General features: G+C 65.4%; 15 protein-coding genes and 1 tRNA gene. 8 read left to right on the top strand and 8 right to left on the bottom strand.

Annotated elements, in window-relative coordinates:
• Window positions 1-46: 46 nt before the first annotated feature.
• A tRNA-Val gene (locus GRI40_RS12805) sits at window positions 47-121 on the top strand.
• 89 nt (window positions 122-210) lie between these two features.
• Here the strand turns inward: GRI40_RS12805 and GRI40_RS12800 are convergent.
• The 4 genes from GRI40_RS12800 to GRI40_RS12785 all read right to left on the bottom strand — a co-directional run bounded on the left by GRI40_RS12800 (window position 211) and on the right by GRI40_RS12785 (window position 8,758).
• Window positions 211-1,518 (bottom strand): HlyD family type I secretion periplasmic adaptor subunit, encoded by a 1,308-nt coding sequence (locus GRI40_RS12800; protein WP_237489173.1) that lies wholly within the window; start codon window positions 1,516-1,518, stop codon window positions 211-213.
• Window positions 1,519-1,523: 5 nt separating this feature from the next.
• A complete protein-coding gene (locus GRI40_RS12795; RefSeq protein ID WP_160611921.1) occupies window positions 1,524-3,254 on the bottom strand; it encodes a type I secretion system permease/ATPase in 1,731 nt (576 codons plus the stop codon).
• A 16-nt stretch (window positions 3,255-3,270) separates the two neighbouring features.
• Window positions 3,271-7,122 carry a beta strand repeat-containing protein gene (locus GRI40_RS12790; RefSeq protein ID WP_160611920.1) on the bottom strand — a complete coding sequence of 1,284 codons (3,852 nt, stop codon included), beginning with the start codon at window positions 7,120-7,122 and terminating at the stop codon, window positions 3,271-3,273.
• 340 nt (window positions 7,123-7,462) lie between these two features.
• Window positions 7,463-8,758: a sulfotransferase family protein gene (locus GRI40_RS12785; protein WP_237489172.1), complete on the bottom strand. Its 1,296-nt coding sequence runs from the start codon at window positions 8,756-8,758 to the stop codon at window positions 7,463-7,465.
• A gap of 120 nt (window positions 8,759-8,878) precedes the next feature.
• Here GRI40_RS12785 and serS point away from each other — a divergent pair, with 120 nt between their 5' ends.
• The 3 genes from serS to GRI40_RS12770 are packed head-to-tail and all read left to right on the top strand — an operon-like array spanning window position 8,879 to window position 11,962.
• Entirely contained in the window at window positions 8,879-10,153 is a 1,275-nt protein-coding gene (serS, locus tag GRI40_RS12780) for a serine--tRNA ligase (protein WP_160611919.1), read from the top strand.
• A complete protein-coding gene (gene surE, locus GRI40_RS12775; RefSeq protein ID WP_160611918.1) occupies window positions 10,153-10,914 on the top strand; it encodes a 5'/3'-nucleotidase SurE in 762 nt (253 codons plus the stop codon). The genes serS and surE overlap by 1 nt, the downstream gene beginning before the upstream one ends.
• A 4-nt stretch (window positions 10,915-10,918) precedes the next feature.
• Window positions 10,919-11,962, top strand: coding sequence for a potassium channel family protein (locus GRI40_RS12770; RefSeq protein WP_160611917.1), 1,044 nt, complete (start codon window positions 10,919-10,921; stop codon window positions 11,960-11,962).
• Between the two features lie 10 nt (window positions 11,963-11,972).
• Here the strand turns inward: GRI40_RS12770 and GRI40_RS12765 are convergent, their stop codons facing one another.
• Entirely contained in the window at window positions 11,973-12,383 is a 411-nt protein-coding gene (locus GRI40_RS12765) for a DUF1761 domain-containing protein (protein ID WP_160611916.1), read from the bottom strand.
• Window positions 12,384-12,454: 71 nt separating this feature from the next.
• On the opposite strand from GRI40_RS12765, the gene rimO reads away from it, so the two are divergent.
• Window positions 12,455-13,849, top strand: a complete 1,395-nt coding sequence (gene rimO, locus GRI40_RS12760; protein ID WP_160611915.1) for a 30S ribosomal protein S12 methylthiotransferase RimO — start codon at window positions 12,455-12,457, stop codon at window positions 13,847-13,849.
• A 6-nt stretch (window positions 13,850-13,855) separates the two neighbouring features.
• Here the strand turns inward: rimO and GRI40_RS13955 are convergent, their stop codons facing one another.
• Both GRI40_RS13955 and GRI40_RS12750 read right to left on the bottom strand, forming a co-directional pair.
• Complete coding sequence (locus GRI40_RS13955; RefSeq protein ID WP_160611914.1) at window positions 13,856-14,446, bottom strand: alpha-ketoglutarate-dependent dioxygenase AlkB; 591 nt, start codon at window positions 14,444-14,446, stop codon at window positions 13,856-13,858.
• A gap of 51 nt (window positions 14,447-14,497) precedes the next feature.
• Window positions 14,498-15,697: an LL-diaminopimelate aminotransferase gene (locus GRI40_RS12750; protein ID WP_160611913.1), complete on the bottom strand. Its 1,200-nt coding sequence runs from the start codon at window positions 15,695-15,697 to the stop codon at window positions 14,498-14,500.
• A 109-nt stretch (window positions 15,698-15,806) separates the two neighbouring features.
• Here GRI40_RS12750 and GRI40_RS12745 point away from each other — a divergent pair, with 109 nt between their 5' ends.
• The 3 genes from GRI40_RS12745 (at window position 15,807) to clpS (ending at window position 19,044) form a co-directional block, all read left to right on the top strand.
• On the top strand, window positions 15,807-17,684 hold the full coding sequence (locus GRI40_RS12745) for a PHA/PHB synthase family protein (RefSeq protein WP_160611912.1): 1,878 nt from the start codon (window positions 15,807-15,809) through the stop codon (window positions 17,682-17,684).
• Window positions 17,685-17,780: 96 nt separating this feature from the next.
• Window positions 17,781-18,518: a phasin family protein gene (locus GRI40_RS12740; RefSeq protein ID WP_160611911.1), complete on the top strand. Its 738-nt coding sequence runs from the start codon at window positions 17,781-17,783 to the stop codon at window positions 18,516-18,518.
• A gap of 187 nt (window positions 18,519-18,705) precedes the next feature.
• Window positions 18,706-19,044: an ATP-dependent Clp protease adapter ClpS gene (clpS, locus tag GRI40_RS12735; RefSeq protein ID WP_160612096.1), complete on the top strand. Its 339-nt coding sequence runs from the start codon at window positions 18,706-18,708 to the stop codon at window positions 19,042-19,044.
• Between the two features lie 38 nt (window positions 19,045-19,082).
• On the opposite strand, the gene ubiA is transcribed toward clpS, so the two are convergent.
• A complete protein-coding gene (gene ubiA / locus GRI40_RS12730) occupies window positions 19,083-20,006 on the bottom strand; it encodes a 4-hydroxybenzoate octaprenyltransferase (RefSeq protein WP_160611910.1) in 924 nt (307 codons plus the stop codon).
• Window positions 20,007-20,076 lie beyond the last annotated feature (70 nt).

Here is a 20,076-nt window from a genome sequence, read left to right as displayed (position 1 = left end):
CGGTGGCAAAGGCCCGCCCCTGTCCCGGCCTCACGGCCATCGGGGCGGGCGCGTAGCTCAGCGGTAGAGCACACCCTTCACACGGGTGGGGTCACAGGTTCAATCCCTGTCGCGCCCACCATCTTCGGCCTTGGCCCGGATGGCATGACAGGTGGCGAATGCCCTGTCCCGCTGCCGCGCGGTGGCCGTCCGCGCAATGCCTCGGGCGCATCACTCCCGGAATGCGTTTTCGGACAGCCGGGTGATCGGTGTGAACAGGTAGGACAGGATCGAACGCTGCTCTCCCCGCAGGCTGACGTTCGCCATCATGCCGGGCCCGATGCGCAGCGGCCTGCCATCAGTGCCTTTCAGCGTGTCGCTGGTCTGCACTTCCACCGTGTAGAAGTTCTCGCCGTCTTCGTTCTGGATGGCATCGGGCGAAATCGAGGTGACAACGCCGTCCATCATGCCGAAGACCGATGAATTATACGCGGTGATCTCCACCCGCGCCTTCTGGCCCAGCCCCACGTTTCCAATATCGGCGGGGCGGACCATGACTTCAACGAACAAGGCATCGTCCACCGGGACGATCTCCACCACGGGCATGCCCGCGCTAACGGAACCGCCGACTGTGGTTACGAGCACGCGATTCACCTTGCCGGACATCGGCGCACGGATCACCGTGCGATCAACCCGGTCCGAAAGCGCGGGCAGGTTTTGCCGCTGGATGGTAAGTTCGGCCTGCGCCTGGGAAAGTTCCATCCCGGCGCGCGACTTCCAGTCGCTGAACTGCTGCGCCGCCGCCGCCCTTGCTTCGGCCACCGAGGATTGAGAACGGGCCACGGCAGCCTGGGCCGCCGCGACCTCGTTCTGGGCGACGTTCGCGGCATTCTCTGCCTTGATCAGATCGATCTTGGGCACGATCAGCTGTTCCGCCAGCGGCCGGATCATGTCGAGTTCCCGCCGCGCCGTCACGAGGTTCGACTGGCGGGAATCGAGGAGCGAGCGCGCCTCCGCCACGGAGCGTTCCGCTTGCCGAACGCGGGAAACACCGGCTTCCTGCAGGCTGCCGAGCTCGGCCATGCGCGCGTTGTGCAGCGATTGTTCTACCGCTGCCTGCGATCCGGCCACGTTGCTGTAGGACGGGCTTCCGCCGCGCACTTCGGCCTGGAGCCGCGCGATCTTGGCTTCGAGCGCCTTCACGTTCGCCTCGGAACTGTCGTAGGCCGCGCCCGATATGGTCGGACTCAGCCGCACCAGGACCTGGCCTCGCCGCACGGTGTCGCCCGGCTTCACCAGGATTTGCTCCACGATCCCGCCTTCGAGGTTCGAGACGACCTGTAGCTTGGAACTCGGCACCACCCGGCCCATCCCGCGCACCGTCCGGTCGATGCTCGTCAGCGCCGCCCAGGCGATGAAGATCACGACGAATGCCGCCAGCACCCACAGCACCACGCTGGCGGACTTGCGAGCGCGGAACTCCTCGTCCTCGAGCTCGATGTCCTCACCGGCGAAAATCGATCGGCCCATATGCAGCATGACAGTTACCTCGCGCCGATTCGCGCGACATCGCGCGTGATGCTTTCGGGGGTGCCGTCCATCGCCACCCGCCCGCGCGACATCAGGATCACGCGGTCGACCAGGTTGAGCAGCGAGGGGCGATGCGTGATGACGATCAGGGTCCGCCCTTCGAATTCATTGCGCAGGTTGGCCATGAGGCGCGCCTCGGTATCGGTATCGACGGCGCTCGTGGGCTCGTCGAAAACCAGGATCGGCGGACTGCCAACAAGCGCCCGCGCCATCGCAATCGCCTGGCGCTGGCCGCCGGAAAGGCCTTCGCCGCGATCGGCCAGGCGCACGTCGTAGCCGTTTGGCATGGTCGCGATGAAGTTGTGCGCCAGCGATGCCTTCGCCGCGCGGATCATCTCATCATCGGGGAGATCTTCGCGCCCGAGGAGAATGTTCTCGCGGATGGTGCCTGTCAGCAGCACGTTGTCCTGCAGCAGCGCACCCACCTTGGACCGCAGCGCCTGGGGCGAGAGCTGACGCACATCGGTCCCATCCACCATGATCAGGCCGCTGCCGGGCGGGTAGAGGCCGATCAGGAGCTTGGCGATGGTCGACTTGCCCGATCCCACCGGTCCGATCAGCGCCACGTGCTCGCCCGCCTTGATCCGGAACGATACGCTGCTGAGCGCCAGTTCGGCCGCCCCGGGGTAGCGAAAATCGACGTCGCGGAATTCGATTGCTCCCTCGATGGTGGACGGTGTCAGGCCGGTACCGGTGTCCGGCCCTTCCTGCGGCTGTTCCATCAGTTCGTTGATCTGGCGATAGGCAGTTCGGGCGGCGTTGATCCGGGTCAGCAGGTTGGCGATCGCACCCAGCGGCGCCACCGCGCGGCCAGCGAGGATCGAACAGGCAATCAGGCCGCCCATGGTCAGCCGCTGGTCCGCGATCGCGAACACGCCGAAGATGACGATGCCGGTATAGGCCATCGTCTGGGCGCTGCCGGCGACATTGATCGACATGTTCGACGTCAGCCGCTGGCGCAGCGCCGCCTGCGAATGACCCTTCATCGCCGCGTCCCAGCGCCGTTCGAGCAGCTTGCCGGCGTTGGCGCTCTTCACGGTTTCCAGGCTGCCGATGGTTTCCACCAGCACCGCCTGCTTGCCCAGCGCCTCGCCCAACGTGCGCGAGGCGAGCGATCGCATCACCGGCTGCGTGGCCAGCGCTGCAAGCACGACCAGGGGGATGAGAACCAAGGGCACCAGGACCAGCCACCCGCCGATAAGCGCGATCGCCGTGAGGGTGATGATTATGAACGGCAGGTCCACGAGGGTGGTCAGCGTGGCCGAAGTGAAGAAATCACGCAGCGTCTCGATCTCACGGACCAGACCCGCAAGCCCCCCTGTCGAACGCCGCCCGAGATCGAGCCGCATGGCAAGAATGCGCGCAAAGATCGTGCGCCCTATATCGCGATCGACCCGCGCGCCGGCGACATCGACGAAATAGGACCGGAGCATTTTCAGCACGAAGTCGAACAGCAGGACGAACGCCAGGCCGATCGTCAGGCCGACAAGCGATTCCGTCGCGTTGTTGGGAACGACCCGGTCGTAAACCGTCATCGTGAACAGCGCGACGATGAGGGCGAACAGGTTGATCATGGCCGCTGCGATGCCGACGCGGACATAGAGCGACCGGTTCTTGCGGAGGGGACCGGACAGCCACTCGGCTATCCGGCCCTTCGGCTCCTCAACTTCCCTTTGCTGATACATGTGCGCCCCGGCCCGCTCAGACCGGTATCAGCGATTGATCGTGAGACTGGTCGAGCCCGCTGAACAGTTCGAGGCTGACCGCCTGGTTGAGCGCGAAGGCGAACGCGCTGCTGTCGCCATCCCCGGCGTAGGTTTCGCCGAAGATCACGCCGTCGTTGTTGTAGGAATCCAGCGCCGCGTGGATCTGCGCTCCGGAATGGTCGCCGCCATAGGATGCCGGGCTCTTCCACGCTGCCGAGCTCGACTTGATCGTGGTGCCGAACATGAAGGTGGCAAAGTCGGCGTCCGACGGGCTGGAACTGCTTGAGAACTTTTGCAGCCAGGCCACGGCGTCGTCGATGTAGTGGCGCGGCGCGTTGGCGATGTTGCCGGGATCGCTCATGTCGGTCGGGTCGATGTTGTTCCCGGCCAGGTAGTTGAGCCACGTGGCCACCACGTCGCGTCCCAGGGTATGGACGACATTGTTGCCGCCCTTGTCCTCGTTACCGACAAGCCGCAGGGCATCCTGGTAGGATACGAACAGGACATCCTCGCCCGGGTCGCGGATTCCGTCCATGTCGTAATCGCCGATCAGCAGGCCCGCCCTGTCGAGCGGAGCCGCGTCATTGATCCCGTCGCCGGCCACCGCGTTGATGACGCCGTCGTTGTTGCTGTCGACTGCGTACCGGATATCGGTGTTGATGCCGGTTTCCGGATCGTATCCTGGGAAGTTCTCTCCCTTCTGTGGGTCGTTCGTCGTGTTGCCATCCCAGAACAGCCCGCCGTTCTTCGGATTCTGCCAGAAGCCCGGGGTCCGCACGCCCGGCCCGTCGTTGACGACGCCGAAGTAATTGGCGGCGTCGAAGTCGCTCACGCCGGCTTGCGCGCTCGACAGTTCGACGGTGTTGGTATGCTGGCCGGCGGCGAAGGGCAGCTCGTAATAGACCTTCACCGACGCGCCCGGTGCCAGGGTAAGGTCATCCAGCGTACCGTTATTGTCGGCATCCAGCGTCGCCCAATCCTCGCCCGCATCACGCATGCCGTCATTGTCGAGATCGACGTACGCGTTGACGGTCGTGTAGTTGATGTTCGAGCTGAGCCCGGTGCCGTAATCCATCAGCTGATCGTCCAGCGTGATGCCGGTCAGCGTGATGTTGCCGACGTTGCTGATGACCACCTGGAAGTAGATCGGATTGTTGGCGGTGGTCGCCATCGGGCCGGTCGGATCATCCTCGTCCGTGTAGGTCACGCCGTCGAGCGAGACGTTCTTCTCGACATCGCCGCGCGGCGAGTAGTCCAGCGGCACCTCCTCGCTGTCGCTCGAGGAGCCGGTCTCGTTCGAGTCGGCCGTGGCGGTGTTGTCGATGTCGTTGTCGCCCCCGCCTCGCGTGTCGAGGTCGGCCTGGGTCACCTCGTACGTGAGGTCCTCCGAGGTCCAGGTCGCACCCGGCAGCAGCGTGCCCACCGCAACGTCGAGCCCGGTCAGCGGATCGACCGCGGTCACCCCGGTGAGCGTGATGTTGCCGGTGTTGGTCACCGTCACCCGGTAGGTGATGAGGTCACCCGCATCGTCGGCGGTCGCATCCGGCCCGCGGCCGTCAACGTCCACCACCACCTTGTCGATCGCGAGCGCCGGCGAGTAGTCCAGCGGCACCTCCTCGCTGTCGCTCGAGGAGCCGGTCTCGTTCGAGTCGGCCGTGGCGGTGTTGTCGATGTCGTTGTCGCCCCCGCCTCGCGTGTCGAGGTCGGCCTGGGTCACCTCGTACGTGAGGTCCTCCGAGGTCCAGGTCGCACCCGGCAGCAGCGTGCCCACCGCAACGTCGAGCCCGGTCAGCGGATCGACCGCGGTCACCCCGGTGAGCGTGATGTTGCCGGTGTTGGTCACCGTCACCCGGTAGGTGATGAGGTCACCCGCATCGTCGGCGGTCGCATCCGGCCCGCGGCCGTCAACGTCCACCACCACCTTGTCGATCGCGAGCGCCGGGGCATAGACGATCGGCGCCACCGCACTCGCCGCGGCCGGCCCTGTCTGGCTGGACGTCGCGCGGGCCGTGTTGTCGATCGACCCGGCGAACTGGTCATCCAATTCGAGGGTGCCGTTCGAATCAAGATCGGCTTGGGTCAGCGTGTATGTCTCCACGAGCGGCGCACTGGAGGCCCCCGGTGCGAGCGTGCCGATTTCGTACACATTGCCCGTGAGCGGGTCCGTCACCTCGACATCGGTGAGTGTGACGTTGCCCGTATTGGTGACCACGATCGTGTAATTTGCCACGTCGCCGGCAAAGTCGCCGATCGCGTCGCCGTCCCCGCCGGACCAGCCTTCAAAGACCTTGGTGATCGCGATTGCTGGGGCCCGCAGGATCGGCGCAGACGCATCATCCGTGTCGGTAACGGTGTTGCTGGTGCCTTGCTGGGTGGCGACCACGGTGGCGGAGTTGTCGCTTTCGCCGTCGCCGCCGCCGTTGTCGTCGATATCGGATTGCGACGCCGTCTGCGTCGCGGTGTAATACCATTTCTCGCCGATATCGAGCACGCCGTCCTTGTCGGTGTCACCCTTGATCGCGCCAGCCACCATGACGGCGATCGCCCCTGCATCGGCCAGTGCGTCGGTGACGATCACATTGGCGAGCGCGGTTTCGCCGTCATTGAGAACGGTGATCTCGTAATTGGCAACATCCCCGTTTCCGTCGAGCACGGCGGTGGAACTGCCGGCGTCGGGCCCGTCTGTCACGTCGATGAACGTCTTCTCGATCGTGACGTGGGGCGTAAGGACATGGTTGCCGATAGGGTCGACGTTGAAGACCTGACCGGGGGTGAATGTCGTTACCGTGACGGTCTCGTAATCGCCGGTCGTCTGCACCTGGCCCGCAGGGGTCACCTCGTCGATGCGATATGTCCCGGCAGTGAGGCCGCCGAAAGCGTAACTCCCGTTGGCATCCGTGATCGTGTAGCGTTCGGTGATCGTCTCGCCCGCGTCCTGCACTCCGTTGCCATTGGTATCGCCGTCCAGGACACCGTCGCCGTCGGCATCGATGAACACGGTCACGCCGGCCACGCCGCCTTCGCCCGCATCCCGCACGCCATCGCTGTCGATGTCGTTGAACTTCGTGCCGCGCAGGATGAACGCGTTCTGGACGTTCCATTCCTCGAACCCGCCGTTCGCGACCCAATCGCTGTTGGCGGTGGCGCCGGGCCCGCTGGCCGCCCCCATTTCCACGTACAGATACAGGTAGTTATTCGATACATCGACCCCTTCAAAGTACGAGACGGGGACCAGGACAGAGTAATCGTCGTTGCCGCTGCCCGACGAGTTCGCCTCGCTGAGAAGAACGGACACGTTACCGGTCGCGTCCATGTCATACCGCAGTGTCGCGGACGTGCCGTCGAACAGTTGCGTCGTGGTCTGGATATTGCCGTTGGTCGACGTGTAGAGCTTGAACTGGTCGAGAGAAATGTTCGTGTCCGGCACAGAATCGGACTCGTTCAGGTCGACCCGGAATTCGTAGTACGCCACCCCGTCGATAACCTTCACCGGGATCGCCCCGAGAAGCAGCGTCTTCGTTTTCGACACGTCGATTTCCGCGTTGGTGGCGTTGAGCGGATTCCCTTCATCCGAATTGAAACCGGCTTCGGAATAATTTTGCGGGACTTCGCCGCCCGTACGATCGTCGAGCGCAAGGAAGGTGTTGTACCCACCGGTGCCCGATCCGACGTTGGCCGCGTCCTGGAAGATGGCGCCGTTGATGACCGCAGCCGATTCGGCCTGGGTCAAGTTGACGTCCTTGATGCCGTCGCCCGTCTCGTCCACGATTTCGATCAGGTCGACTGAGGGGTCTTGCAGCTCCTTGTCCCAGGTTCCGTTACCATCGGTATCAACGCGGATAGCCATCGCCGTTCTCCCTAGCGCATGCGCAGTTCCGAATACGGATCGGGCACGATAGGCATGGAGCCGGGCGGGATGCAGGACACGCGGGCATCACGTCTGGAGCCACGCCAGACCGCCTTCGGCGATCTTCACGTGATCCGACTGACCCGATTCAACTGCGATTGTTTTGGACGACTCGCTGGATGACCGAGTCGCTGACCGATGGACGTTAGGCCTCTGTTAACCAGAGTCAAATGCTTTCGGTTAACCCCGAGGCGAAGAACCGCACATTTTCGGATAACGCTCTACTGCACTCAGAAATAAAAGGTTTTTTCCGGGCCGTGAAGTTTACGATCGGCTGCCGTCAACCGTGTACTACGCTCAACCTGGCGGGCGCGACCTGCCCTTCCATCGGAACATCGAAGCGCTGGATGTAGTGGGCCAGCCGATCGAGAACCTGCCCTTCGTCGAGCCCGAACTGATCCAGGCTGTAGCGATGGGGACGACGCTTCAGGGCTCGGCTGCGATCGACATAGCGCTCCATGCCCCGCACAGCCGGTTCCATGTCGAGGCCGAGGAAACGGTACACACGCGCCATCGTGCCGCGCCAGTCGCTGTCCATGTCGTCATACTGCACGTCAATCATGAGCTCGGCAGGAATGTTGTTCCTGGCCTCCATCATGCGGTCGACCTGCAAGGTGGTCTTGCGAAGCCATTCCCGCCCGACTGACCGTGCATCGGCATGATCCGAATAGATGATCGTCTGGTTCCACGCGAGCGAAGCGGCGCTGCCGACCACCTGCCGCGGATCGCGATGAGTGAAGATAAGGCGCGCGTCGGGAAACACTTTCAGCAACGCCGGCAGGTCGAGCATATGCTGCGGTGTCTTGAGTATCCAGGGCCGGAGCGAGCTTTCCTGCTGCGACCATCCGATCAAGCGCAGGAGGTTCGCCATGTGGCGGTAGGCAGGTTCGGCATCCTCGCCTTCGCACCAGCGGCCATAGGTCGGCACCGTCCACTGCGCTTCGTGTTTCATGCCCCACATGCTGGCGACGAGCAGGCCGAGTTCCTCTTCCGGTTCGTAGGGACCAGTGGGATGGATCGACAGGGTGCGCGGGTTGGCGAGCCGGGCGACTTTCATGATCCGGGCTGCCAGCTTCGGACGGAAATCCTTCGAGCCTCCGGCCATCACCTCCTCGAACCCCGGGCGGGGGACCGGACTGATCGTTTCGAAGCTCCGCAAGTGAGCAAAGCGCCGGTCGGATGCGAGCAGGCGGTGCAGCCGCGTGGTGCCCGAACGCATGGGCCCGACGATCACAACCGGGTGCGGGATCGGGCGGGCCAGGATCTCGGGATGTCGTTCGAACCACATCTGCGTCCACAGACGGTCGCGCAGGACGTGGTGGAATTGCTGCCGGGCGGCCCATTCACCGGCCGCGTTCAGCCGGGCCTCCCCCTGAATTGCCTCCAGCAGGACGGCGAGCGGGCGCTTGAACCAGGGATCGCCGAAATCATCCAGCCCGGTGTCCTCCGCCGCGCTCGCCAGCATGGCGTCCATCCGCAGTTCGGCCGGTGACACCAGCCCGAGCGCACGCCCTGCACGCAAGGTCCGGTCAAGGACCGTGATGAACGGTGTGCGCCGCGGGGGCAAAGCCATCATGTTATTCAATTATCTGCCCTTTGCCGGCGTCCCACACGCTTCGCCTGGTCCGTGATAGGCCTTTCTACCCGCGTCAGGCGGCCTTGTTCCCCGAAAGCCGACAGGGCATAGGCGGCGGCCATGCACGATATCCGCCTGATCCGCGACGATCCCGCTGCCTTCGACGCGGCGCTTGCAAGGCGGGGATTCGCCGCGGCAGCTGCCGAGGTCCTGGCGCTCGACGAAAGGCGCCGGGTGGCGGCGACCAAGGCGCAGGATCGCCTGGCCCGCCGCAACGAAGCGTCGAAGGCGATAGGCGCCGCGATGGGGCGCGGCGACCAGGATGCCGCCGGTGCGCTCAAGGCGGAAGTTGCGGCGATCAAGGCCGAGCTGCCCGCGCTCGAGGAAGAGGAGAGGGCCGCCGGGGCCGCGCAGGACAATCTCCTGGCGCAGCTTCCGAACCTGCCCGCCGCCGATGTTCCACTTGGGCAGGACGAGGCATCCAACGTCGAGACCGCGCGTTGGGGCGAGCTTCCCGCGTTCGCCTTCCAGCCCGCCGAACACGCGGACTTTGGCCCCGCGCTGGGCCTGGATTTCGAAACCGGCGCAAGACTGGCGGGCGCGCGCTTCACCTTTCTGCGTGGACAGATGGCCCGGCTGCAGCGGGCGCTGACGCAGTTCATGCTCGACGTGCAGACAGGCGAACATGGCTATCAGGAGTGTGCCGTGCCGCTCCTGGTGCGCGAAGATGCGATGTTCGGCACCGGACAGCTACCGAAGTTCGCGGAGGACAGCTTCGCGACCACCGACGGGCGCTGGCTGATCCCGACCAGCGAAGTCAGCCTGACCAATTCGGTGCGCGAACAGATCATCGACTTGCCCGCGCCGCTGCGCCTCACCGCGCTCACTCCATGCTTCCGATCCGAAGCGGGCTCGGCGGGGCGCGACACCCGCGGCTATATCCGCCAGCACCAGTTCGACAAGGTGGAGCTTGTCTCCATCTGCCGGCCAGAGGACGCATCGGCAGAGCATGCGCACATGGTCCGCAGCGCGCAGAATATCCTCGAGCGACTGGGCCTGCCCTATCGCACGATGCTGCTGTGTGCCGGCGACATGGGCTTCGGTGCGCGCAAGACCTTCGACCTCGAGGTGTGGCTGCCCGGCCAGGCGGCATATCGGGAGATCAGCTCGATCAGCTGGTGCGGCGACTTCCAGGCGAGGCGGATGAACGCCCGTTACCGTGACGAGAACGGCAAGCCCGCTTTCGTCCACACTCTCAACGGTTCCGGCCTCGCAGTGGGCCGCACGCTGGTTGCCGTGCTGGAGAACTATCAGCAGGCCGATGGATCGGTGATCGTGCCGGAAGCGCTGCTGCCGTGGACCGGCGGGCTGCACCTGCTGGAGCCTGTCCGCTGATGCGCATCCTTCTTACCAACGACGATGGCATCCACGCCCCCGGCCTCGCCGTGCTGGAGGAAATCGCACGGTCGATCTCCGACGACGTGTGGATATGCGCCCCGTCCGAGGAACAGTCGGGCGCCGGCCATTCGCTGACGCTGGCCCGGCCCGTGCGGCTGCGGCAGCATGGTCCGCGGCGCTTCTCGGTCAGTGGCACTCCGACTGACGCGGTGACGCTGGGTTTGCGCAAGGTGATGGACGGGCCGCCGGACGTGATCCTGTCGGGCGTCAATCGCGGTGCCAACCTCGCGGACGACATCACCTATTCCGGCACCGTTTCGGCGGCCATCGAGGGCGCTCTCGCCGGAATCCGCGCCATCGCACTCTCGCAGGTCTATGCTGGCGAAGGCATGGGCGACGCGGTCCCGTTCGATGCGGCCGCGGCCTGGGGCGCCAGGGTGCTGGCCCCGCTGCTTGACGTGCCGCTGCCGCGCCGCACGCTCGTCAACGTCAACTTCCCGCCCCTGCACGCCGGCGAGGTGAAGGGCATCCGCGTCGTCCGCCAGGGATTTCACGATTATTCGCGCGGCACGGTCGTCGAAGGCCGCGATCCGCGCGGGTATCCGTACTACTGGTTCGGGCTGGAGGCGATCGAGCACACGCTTGACCACGGCACCGACCTTGAAGCCATCGCCGACGGCTACGTCGCGGTCACCCCGCTGCATCTCGACCTGACCCACCACGCCTCGCTCGGCGAGCTCGGCGAACGGTTCGCGTAGAGTCATGGCAGAGGAACAGGGGAACGGCCGCCCACGGCCGGACGTCAAGTTCCAGCCGCTGCGGCGCGCGGTAAAAGTCCCTGTCTGGGCCGATCTCGGCATTCGGCTGGGGTTGGCACTCGTTCTGGTCCTCGTGGTGGTGTCGATCCACTGGTTCGATCGCAGCGGGCTGGTCGACCACTACGACGGGGATGTCTCCTTCCTCGACATCGTCTATTTCACGATGATCTCCGTCACCACCACGGGGTTCGGAGACATCACCCCCGTCTCGCCCCAGGCGCGGCTGGTGGAGGCAGTGATCGTCACGCCCATCCGGATCGCCGTGCTGTTCATCTTCGTGGGCGCGGCCTACGATTTCGTCATTCGCAGAAGCTGGGAGAAATGGCGCATGAAGCGGATTCAGGAGCGCCTGACCAATCACATCGTCGTGCTGGGCTTCGGCATATCGGGATCCGAAGCGGTCCACGAATTGATCGCACGCGGGACCGACCCGTCCTGCATCGTGGTGATGGACAACAGCGCGGAGCGGCTGGCCGAGGCCGGGGCCCTGGGTTGCAACGTAATGGAAGCCGACGCCACGCGGGATGAGAACCTGATGGCGGTGCGCATCGAACAGGCGCAGACGGTGCTGGTCTCTGCCGGAAGGGACGATTCCTCGATCCTCATCGTCCTCACCGTCCGCCATCTCGCGCCCAGGGTGCCGATCAGCGTAGTGGTGCGCGCGGCGGACAACGAGCTGCTTGCGCGCCAGGCGGGGGCAGACAACGTGATCAACCCGGTGCGCTTCACCGGTCTGCTGCTCGCCGGCAGCGCGCAGGGAAGCCATGTCGCCGATTACATGGTCGATCTCGCGTCGGTCGGTGGGCGTGTCCAACTGGTCGAACGACCGGTGATGGAAGACGAAATCGGACACACCGTGAACGAATTGGCGAGCGGCGGCCTGGGCCTCAGGGTCTATCGGGGCGACAGCGCGTTCGGATTCTGGGAGACGGAAAAGCTGCGCGCCGGCGATGTGGTCGTGGAGATCAGACCCACCGGCGGCGGATGATGCCTGCCAGCTATCCCATCAGGTAGAAGACGAGTCCCATCGCCAGATAAGCCGCCAGCCAGTATCCCGCATCGATCAGCGCGACGCGCGTCGGCACGCGAATATGGGCGAAACTGGTCCACAGCGCCGGGATGACGAAGGCGAGCGCCAGGCCGCCGCTCATCATGAAATAGAGCCAGGGCTTTTCCGCCAGCGTGGCGCTGCCGACGCGGGCGAAGAAATGGCCCAGCATGGCAGAGGTGATGAGCAGCATCAGCCCCGCGAGCGCAGCAAAGCGCAGCGGATGCCGCCGCGCGACGAAGCGCCCGCCGGCAACCTTGCGCGCCTTTTCCGCGCCGAATGCCGGCCTGAACCAGGCGAGGGCAAGCAACCCCGCCCCGAGCGCTGCCACGACAACTGCAACCCAGTTAACCGGCCCCATTTGCGCCCGTTCTCCCCCTTATCACGATAGTGTAGCCTAATTGGCGCGCGGGGTGTAGGGGGCCGCCCGCGATGAGCACCCACTCCCCCACCTCGATTCCAGACCAGAAGAAAGTCGGCATGGTCAGCCTCGGCTGCCCCAAGGCGCTGGTCGATTCGGAACGCATCCTCACGGCCCTGCGAGCGGACGGCTACTCGATGAGCGCCGATTACGCCGGCGCCGACGTCGTGTTGGTGAACACTTGCGGCTTCCTCGACAGCGCGAAGGAAGAAAGCCTCGAGGCGATCGGCGAGGCGATCGCGGAAAACGGCCGCGTGATCGTGACCGGCTGCATGGGCGAAGAAGCCGAGGCCATCCGCGCGCGCTTCCCCCAGGTGCTGGCCGTGACCGGCGCGCAGCAGTACGAAGCCGTGGTGGACGCGGTGCGCGCGGCCGCCCCGCCCAGCCAGGGTCCGTTCGTTGACCTAGTGCCCCAGGTCTATGCCGACGACGGCGGCATCAAGCTGACGCCGCGGCATTACAGCTATCTCAAGATTTCCGAAGGCTGCAACCACTCCTGCGCGTTCTGCATCATCCCGCAGCTTCGCGGGCGGCTCGCCAGCCGCCGCATCGACGCCGTCCTGCGAGAAGCGGAGAAGCTGGTGGCGGCCGGCACCCGGGAGCTACTCGTCATCAGCCAGGATACCAGCGCCTATGGCGTGGACATCCGGCACGAGGAACGGATGTGGCACGGGCACCCGGTGCGCGCGCACATGACGGATCTGGCGCGCGAACTCGGCCAGCTTCGCACGCCGGAGGGCGCTTCGCCGTGGGTGCGGCTGCACTATGTCTATCCCTACCCCCATGTCGACGCGGTGATCCCGCTGATGGCCGAAGGGCTGCTGACCCCATACCTCGACATTCCGTTCCAGCACGCCAGCCCCAAGGTGCTGCGCGCGATGAAGCGGCCGGCGAATGAGGCCCGGGTGCTGGAACGCATCCGCGCGTGGCGAGCGATCGCGCCCGATCTCACGATCCGTTCCAGCTTCGTGGTCGGCTTTCCTGGCGAGACCGAGGACGATTTCCGGTACCTGCTCGACTGGCTGGAAGAAGCGCAGCTCGACCGCGTGGGCGGTTTCCGGTTCGAGCCAGTGGATGGCGCGGCGGCCAACGCCCTGCCCGATCCCGTGCCCGAGACTGTGAAGGAAGAACGCTACGCCCGCCTGATGGAAGTAACCGAACGGATCAGCGCGGCGAAACTGGCTGCGAAGGTCGGCCGCGTGCTGCCGGTGATCGTGGACGAAGTTGGCGAACCCGACGCTGACGGCGACATCGGCGCCACCGCCCGCAGCCAGGCAGATGCCCCCGAGATCGACGGTCAGGTATTCCTTCGCAACGTGTCCGCAGACTTGCGCCCGGGCGACTTCGCGAATGTGCTGGTCGAAGATGCCGACGCGCACGACCTTTTTGGCGCGCCCGTCCATTAACCCTCGCTAGAACGGCGCGCCGTTCCGCAGCGTGCGGAAGGTGACGCTGCGCCGGGTCGCCGTCATCGGGGCGATCGAGTGCTGCCAATCCGTCCTTGCGGGCCCGTCAAGCAGATAGGCGGAGCGTGGCGGAAGGAGCACCGGACGCCGGTCGAAAGCGCCGTCCGCGCGCCTCCGGCGGAACCGGATGGTCGCGGGGGTCGATAGCGACAGCCCGATGACCTGTCCGTACTGCGGCCGGTCGCGGTGCCAGCCGATACCCGCACCCGGATCGTACCGGATCGCGAGACCCTGCACGAACGCTTCCGGCGAAAGGCCGAAAGCCGGGGCCAGTGCGTTGCGCAGATCGACCAACCAATCCGGCATGGTCGGCGCGGAGATCGGCCGCGCCCGCTGGTAATCGTATGCCGAACCGTAATTTGCGGTGAGACGCTTGGCTTCCCACTGGCCGAACTGGAAGGGCGTGAGCGGTGCCGCGTCGATCCGCCTTTCCAGCGCGCGTTCCGTCGCGGCGCAGATCGCGTCGGGAATGAAGACGAGCCCTTCCGGCACGCTGGCCGGCGGGCTGTCGGGAAAAAGGGCGAGCTGGTCTGCCACCCCGCCAAGGTGGGCATGCCGGTACAGTTCGCAAGCGCCCCGGCTGCCGTGTCAGGCGGCGTTGCTGTTATGTCCCATGGACTGGAACCAGCGCTTCACGTTGCGAGCCGCCTGGCGCAGACGTTGTTCGTTTTCGACCAGCGCGATGCGCACGTAACCTTCACCGTCTTCGCCATATCCGACGCCCGGCGCCACGGCGACTTGGGCGTGGAGGAGCATCTGCTTCGAGAATTCCAGGCTGCCCATGTGCGCCAGTGCCTTGGGCAGAGGGGCCCAGGCGAACATGCTGGCGGGCGGCGGCGGAATGTCCCACCCGGCGCGGCCAAACACTTCCACCAGCACATCGCGCCGCTTGTGGTAAAGCTGGCGGTTCCTCTCGACGATGTCTTGCGGCCCGTTCAAGGCCGCGCAGGCCGCCGCCTGGATCGGGGTGAACGCGCCGTAGTCGAGATAGCTCTTCACGCGTGTCATGGCCGCGATGAGATCGCGGTTGCCGACGGCGAAGCCGATGCGCCAGCCAGCCATCGAATAGGTTTTGCTGAGCGACGTGAATTCTACCGCCACGTCCTTCGCCCCCGGAACCTGGAGGATCGAGACAGTTGGCTTGCCGTCGTAATAAAGTTCCGAATAGGCGAGGTCGGAAATGATCCAGACCCGGTTTTCGCGCGCCCAGGCGACCAGCCGTTCGTAGAATGCGAGGTCCACCGTCTCGGCAGTGGGATTGGATGGGTAGTTTACCACCAGGATGCTCGGCCGCGGGACGGTGAAGGCCATCGCCCGTTCCAGGCTGCGAAAATATTCCTCGTCCGGCGTGGTCGGCACGCTGCGGATCGTGGCCCCGGCGATGATGAAGCCGAAGGTGTGGATCGGATAACTGGGGTTGGGCGCCAGAACCACGTCGCCCGGCGCGGTAATGGCCGTGGCGAGGCTGGCGAGCCCTTCCTTCGAGCCCATCGTCACGACGACCTCGGTCTCCGGATCGAGCTCCACCCCGAACCGGCGGCCGTAATAGTTCGCCTGCGCGCGGCGGAGGCCGGGTATCCCCTTTGATTGCGAATAGCCGTGTGCGCCTGCCTTCGACGCCACTTCGCACAGTTTCTCGATGACGTGCGGCGGCGGCGGCAGGTCGGGGTTGCCCATGCCGAGATCGATGATGTCCTGACCCGCGGCGCGCGCGGCGGCCCGCATGCCGTTTACTTCGGCGATGACATAGGGCGGCAGGCGCTTCATGCGGTAGAATTCGTCGTTCATCGGTCTCTTCGGCTAGGTTGGCCTGCCCGTGTAGGCGAATATTCCTTGCCGCGAAACCGGCAGGCACGCCAAGTTGTTGCGTATCCAGACGCATGAGAGGATTCGATCGATGGCCAGCGCGACCCCCCCGCCCAATCCCTTCGCCGCGCTCTTCGACATGCAGGGGGAGGCGATGCGCGAGATGTGGGGGGCGATGATGCCCGGCGCCGCCTCGGACGCGACCCAGCCCCCCACGATGGGGTGGGACGACATGGCCGCCTGGGCCGAAACAGGCCGCGCGCTGCAGTCCATGTGGCTCGAGTATCTGGGCGGAACGGGCAGCGCCGCGCCGGCCGGCGGAGCAGGTATCGATCCCGCGCGCTTCCTCCTCCTGTCGAAGGGGTGGAGCGATGCCTGGCAGAAGACCATGGCGGACGGCCTCTCAACGCAGGGAGCGCTGGCAGAAGAGACGCTGGCCCTGTGGTCGGGGGTGGTGGGCCAGGCGGCCGGCACGAACGATGCTGGAACGGAGATGCCCCGCAACGACAAGCGCTTCTCCGACCCGGCCTGGCGGAACCATCCCGCTTACGCGCTCCTCCATCAAGCATACCTGATGGTCGCCGACCATCTCAATCGGATGGCCCAGGACGCGACGGGTCTCGACCCGGCGAAGCGCGACCAGCTGGCGTTCGCCACGCGGTCGATGCTGGAGGCGATGAGCCCGGACAATTTCATCGCCACCAACCCGGTGGTGCTGGAACGGACCATGGCGACACGCGGCGCGAACCTGGTGAAGGGAATGCGTCACCTGATCGACGATCTCCGGCGCGGGCAGCTGACGCATACCGATACCGAAGCGTTCCGCCTTGGCGAAACGATCGCCACCACGCCCGGGAAAGTGATCCACGAGACGCCGCTCTACCAGCTCATCCAGTACAGTCCGGCGACGGAAACGGTGCTGGAGACACCATTGCTGATCTTTCCGCCATGGATCAACCGGTTCTACATCCTCGACCTCACGCCGAAGAAGAGCTTCATCAAATGGGCGGTCGACCAGGGCCTGACGGTTTTCGTCGTGAGTTGGAAATCGGCGGATGCCAGCATGAAGGACGTGATCTGGGATGACTACATCCGCGCGCAGATAGACGCGGTCGATCTGGTGCGCAGCCGGCTCAAGGTGCCTTCCGTCCACACTATCGGATATTGCGTGGCCGGGACCACGTTGGCGGCCACGCTGGCCATTCTCGCTCGGCGCGGCCACGCGGGCAAAGTTGCGAGCGCGACGTTCTTCACCGCGCAAGTGGACTTCGAGGAGGCAGGCGAGCTCAAGAATTTCATCGACGAAAACCAGCTCGAAATGCTCGGTACGCTGTCGCCCGACGGCTATTTGGATGGCCGATATCTTGCCGCGACGTTCAATCTGCTGCGCGGGCGGGATCTCATCTGGAACTATGTGGTCAACAACTACCTTCTCGGTGCGGATTATCCCGCGTTCGACCTGCTCCACTGGAACGGCGACGTGACCAACCTGCCGGCAAAATGGCACGGCGCCTACCTGCGCGATCTCTACCGCGACAATCGACTGGTCGTGCCCGACGCGCTGGAGGCGGATGGAACCCCCATCGACCTGAGCCGGATCGACACGCGGATTTTCATCCAGGCGGGGCGTGAGGACCATATCGCCCCGGCGGCCAGCGTGTGGCGCCTCACCCGCCATGCGCGGAAGGACACGACATTCGTGCTTGCCGGATCGGGTCACATCGCCGGCGTCGTCAATCCCCCTGCCGCGGGTAAGTACCAGTACTGGACGGGCGATAGCGACGCGGACAGCCTGGATGACTTCGTCGCGGGCGCGACCGAGCACAAGGGAAGCTGGTGGCCGCACTGGTTCGAATGGCTAACCGCAAAGGACGCCAAGAAAGTGCCCGCAAAAGGCAAGAGGGCGCCTGGCGGCAAAGGCGACACGGTTCTGGAGGACGCGCCAGGACGCTACGTCCGGACGCGGTGACAGCGCGGATCGCACGGCGCCGATGGTGCAGTGCACAAAAATTGTTGACTCACCGCGACGATCTCCTATTTGTGCACTGCAACATAGGAGCGTGCGATGGCTGCTGACCCCGCCACCAAGACTACTGACACCCCGATTGCTGCCAAGGCCGATACGCCTGCGCCCGTCGAGGCGAAGGACGTCACGCCTGCTGCGAAGATGGAAACTGCCGGTCCGGACGATGCACCGACTGCCACGGCCGCGTTCAAGCCCAAGGCGAAGGCAGAAGCGCGCAAATCCCGGAAGGCGAAGACTGCTGCGGCGGCAAAGCGCCGCGTTGCGGCTCCGCCCGCCCCGAAAGCTACAACTGCGGCACCCCGCACCCCCACCGTTTCCCAACTCAAGGACAAGATCATGGCCACTGCCAAGACGACCGATTTCACCGCTACCGTGCAAAATGTGACTGCCGAAGCGCAGACCCGCGCCAAGGCCGCTTACGATAAGATGCAGGCCGCCGCCGGCGAAATGACCGAATTCACCAAGGGCAACGTCGAAGCCCTGGTCGAATCCGGCAAGATCCTTGGCACCGGCATGCAGAGCATGGCCCGCGGCGAAGTGGAAGCTGCCAAGGACGCGTTCGAAACCGTGACCGCCGACCTCAAGGCGATGGCCGCGGTGCGCACACCGACCGACCTGTTCAAGCTGCAGGGCGAGATTGCCCGCCGCAACTTCGACGCGATGGTCGCACATTACGCGAAGAATGCCGAAGTCTCGATGAAGCTTGCCAACGAGGCTTTCGCGCCGATCTCGAGCCGCATGAGCGTCGCTGCCGAAGCGATCTCCAAAGCAGCCTGAGCAATCAAGTCCCATCGCCTGCCGGCACCCACCCGGCCATCGGCGAGCGGCTACGAATGGGCCGGATGGTGCGAACCGTCCGGCCCATTGCCGTTGGCGTGCCAATAAGGCGCGCCGCACACCTTGCAGCCTGGCGTCACGATACGATATTGCCCAGCCAATGACCGACCCCCGCCATTTATCCGTCATGCCGGTCCGCGCCGCGGGAAGCGACCACGATCGCGACGCCGACGACCAGGTTGGCATTGCCACCAAGACCCGTGCAAAGCCCAAGAAGCCCAGCCAGTACAAGGTGCTGCTGCTCAACGACGATTACACCCCGATGGAATTCGTGGTGATGGTGCTGAAACGGTTTTTTCGCATGGACCTGGAACAGGCGACGCGGGTGATGCTGCACGTCCACCAGCGCGGCGTGGGGGTGTGCGGCGTTTACCCCTACGAAGTGGCGGAAACCAAAGTGCACCAGGTGATGGATTTCGCGCGCGAGAACCAGCACCCGCTTCAGTGCACACTCGAAAAGGCCTGACCGTGTTTGACTTACGGTCGCCGTAGCGTCGGGTTCTCCTAAGCGTTCCCGACGACCAGGCACGCCGCAGCCATCAGCGCCCCCGCCGTGCGGTTGGAGCGGAACCGCGCGAGCGGATTGTCCGGGTCGGCCGGGTCCAGCGTTAGTGCCTGCCACAGGAGATGCGCCGCCGCCGGCAAGAGCGCCAGCAGCGCGACCCAGTCGCCCCGCAGCAGCCAGAACGCCAGCGCCCACAGCGCGATCGCGGCGGTGTAGAACGCCAGCACCCCCGCCTGCACGCCCGCGCCCAGGCGCAGCGCACTGGAACGGATGCCGACCAGCGCGTCGTCCTCCCGGTCCTGCAGCGCGTAGATCGTGTCGTAGCCCACGCACCAGAACACCGCGCCGGCGTAAAGCGCCGCGAGCACGCCCAGATGATCGCCGCGCAGTGCGATCCAGCCGACCGGCGCGCCCCAGGTGAACACGAGCCCCAGCCAGGCCTGGGGCCACCAGGTAATCCGCTTCATGAAAGGATAGGCCGCCACCAGCGCCACGCTGCCGAGCGCGACGAGCTGCGCCTGCCAGCGCAGTTGCAGCAGGACCAAGAGGCCGGCGGCGCAGAGAGCGAACAACCAGACCCACGCGGCCCTGGCCGACACGCGGCCGCTTGCCACCGGGCGCTGCGCCGTGCGCGCCACCTGCCGGTCGAGAGCGGCGTCAACGATATCGTTGTAGACGCACCCTGCCCCGCGCATCGCGATGCTGCCGAGCAGCATCCAGCCGATGAGCGACCACTGCCACCCGGCGCCGGCCAGCCAGATGCCCCACGCGCAAGGCCAGAACAGCAGCCACCATCCGATCGGCCGGTCGAACCGCGCGAGCATGGCGAAATCCCGCAAACGCTGCGGAAGGCGCGCGACCAGGCCGCCATGTTCACTGTCCGGGACCACGGCGTTATCGGAAAAGGACGGCCCACTGCTCACGCTGGCAAACCCTGGCGGGGCAAGGGCCGCTGGCCTGGCCAACTGTCGTGAACAAGCAGCACGGCGAGGC

It is taken from the genome of Tsuneonella aeria (assembly GCF_009827495.1).
GTDB lineage: Bacteria > Pseudomonadota > Alphaproteobacteria > Sphingomonadales > Sphingomonadaceae > Tsuneonella > Tsuneonella aeria.
The sequence above is the reverse complement of the archived record's forward strand: the minus strand, read 5'-3'. Positions and strand labels throughout refer to the sequence as shown.

What these genes read in the sequence shown, in the direction of transcription:
- GRI40_RS12750 (WP_160611913.1), bottom strand. Translation starts at nt 15,697, where the DNA reads ATGAACGACGAATTCTACCGCATGAAGCGCCTGCCGCCCTATGTCATC.
- GRI40_RS12740 (WP_160611911.1), top strand. Translation starts at nt 17,781, where the DNA reads ATGGCTGCTGACCCCGCCACCAAGACTACTGACACCCCGATTGCTGCC.
- surE (WP_160611918.1), top strand. Translation starts at nt 10,153, where the DNA reads ATGCGCATCCTTCTTACCAACGACGATGGCATCCACGCCCCCGGCCTC.
- clpS (WP_160612096.1), top strand. Translation starts at nt 18,706, where the DNA reads ATGCCGGTCCGCGCCGCGGGAAGCGACCACGATCGCGACGCCGACGAC.
- GRI40_RS12770 (WP_160611917.1), top strand. Translation starts at nt 10,919, where the DNA reads ATGGCAGAGGAACAGGGGAACGGCCGCCCACGGCCGGACGTCAAGTTC.
- GRI40_RS12795 (WP_160611921.1), bottom strand. Translation starts at nt 3,254, where the DNA reads ATGTATCAGCAAAGGGAAGTTGAGGAGCCGAAGGGCCGGATAGCCGAG.
- serS (WP_160611919.1), top strand. Translation starts at nt 8,879, where the DNA reads ATGCACGATATCCGCCTGATCCGCGACGATCCCGCTGCCTTCGACGCG.
- GRI40_RS12745 (WP_160611912.1), top strand. Translation starts at nt 15,807, where the DNA reads ATGGCCAGCGCGACCCCCCCGCCCAATCCCTTCGCCGCGCTCTTCGAC.
- GRI40_RS12800 (WP_237489173.1), bottom strand. Translation starts at nt 1,518, where the DNA reads ATGCTGCATATGGGCCGATCGATTTTCGCCGGTGAGGACATCGAGCTC.
- GRI40_RS12790 (WP_160611920.1), bottom strand. Translation starts at nt 7,122, where the DNA reads ATGGCTATCCGCGTTGATACCGATGGTAACGGAACCTGGGACAAGGAG.
- rimO (WP_160611915.1), top strand. Translation starts at nt 12,455, where the DNA reads ATGAGCACCCACTCCCCCACCTCGATTCCAGACCAGAAGAAAGTCGGC.
- GRI40_RS12765 (WP_160611916.1), bottom strand. Translation starts at nt 12,383, where the DNA reads ATGGGGCCGGTTAACTGGGTTGCAGTTGTCGTGGCAGCGCTCGGGGCG.
- GRI40_RS12785 (WP_237489172.1), bottom strand. Translation starts at nt 8,758, where the DNA reads ATGATGGCTTTGCCCCCGCGGCGCACACCGTTCATCACGGTCCTTGAC.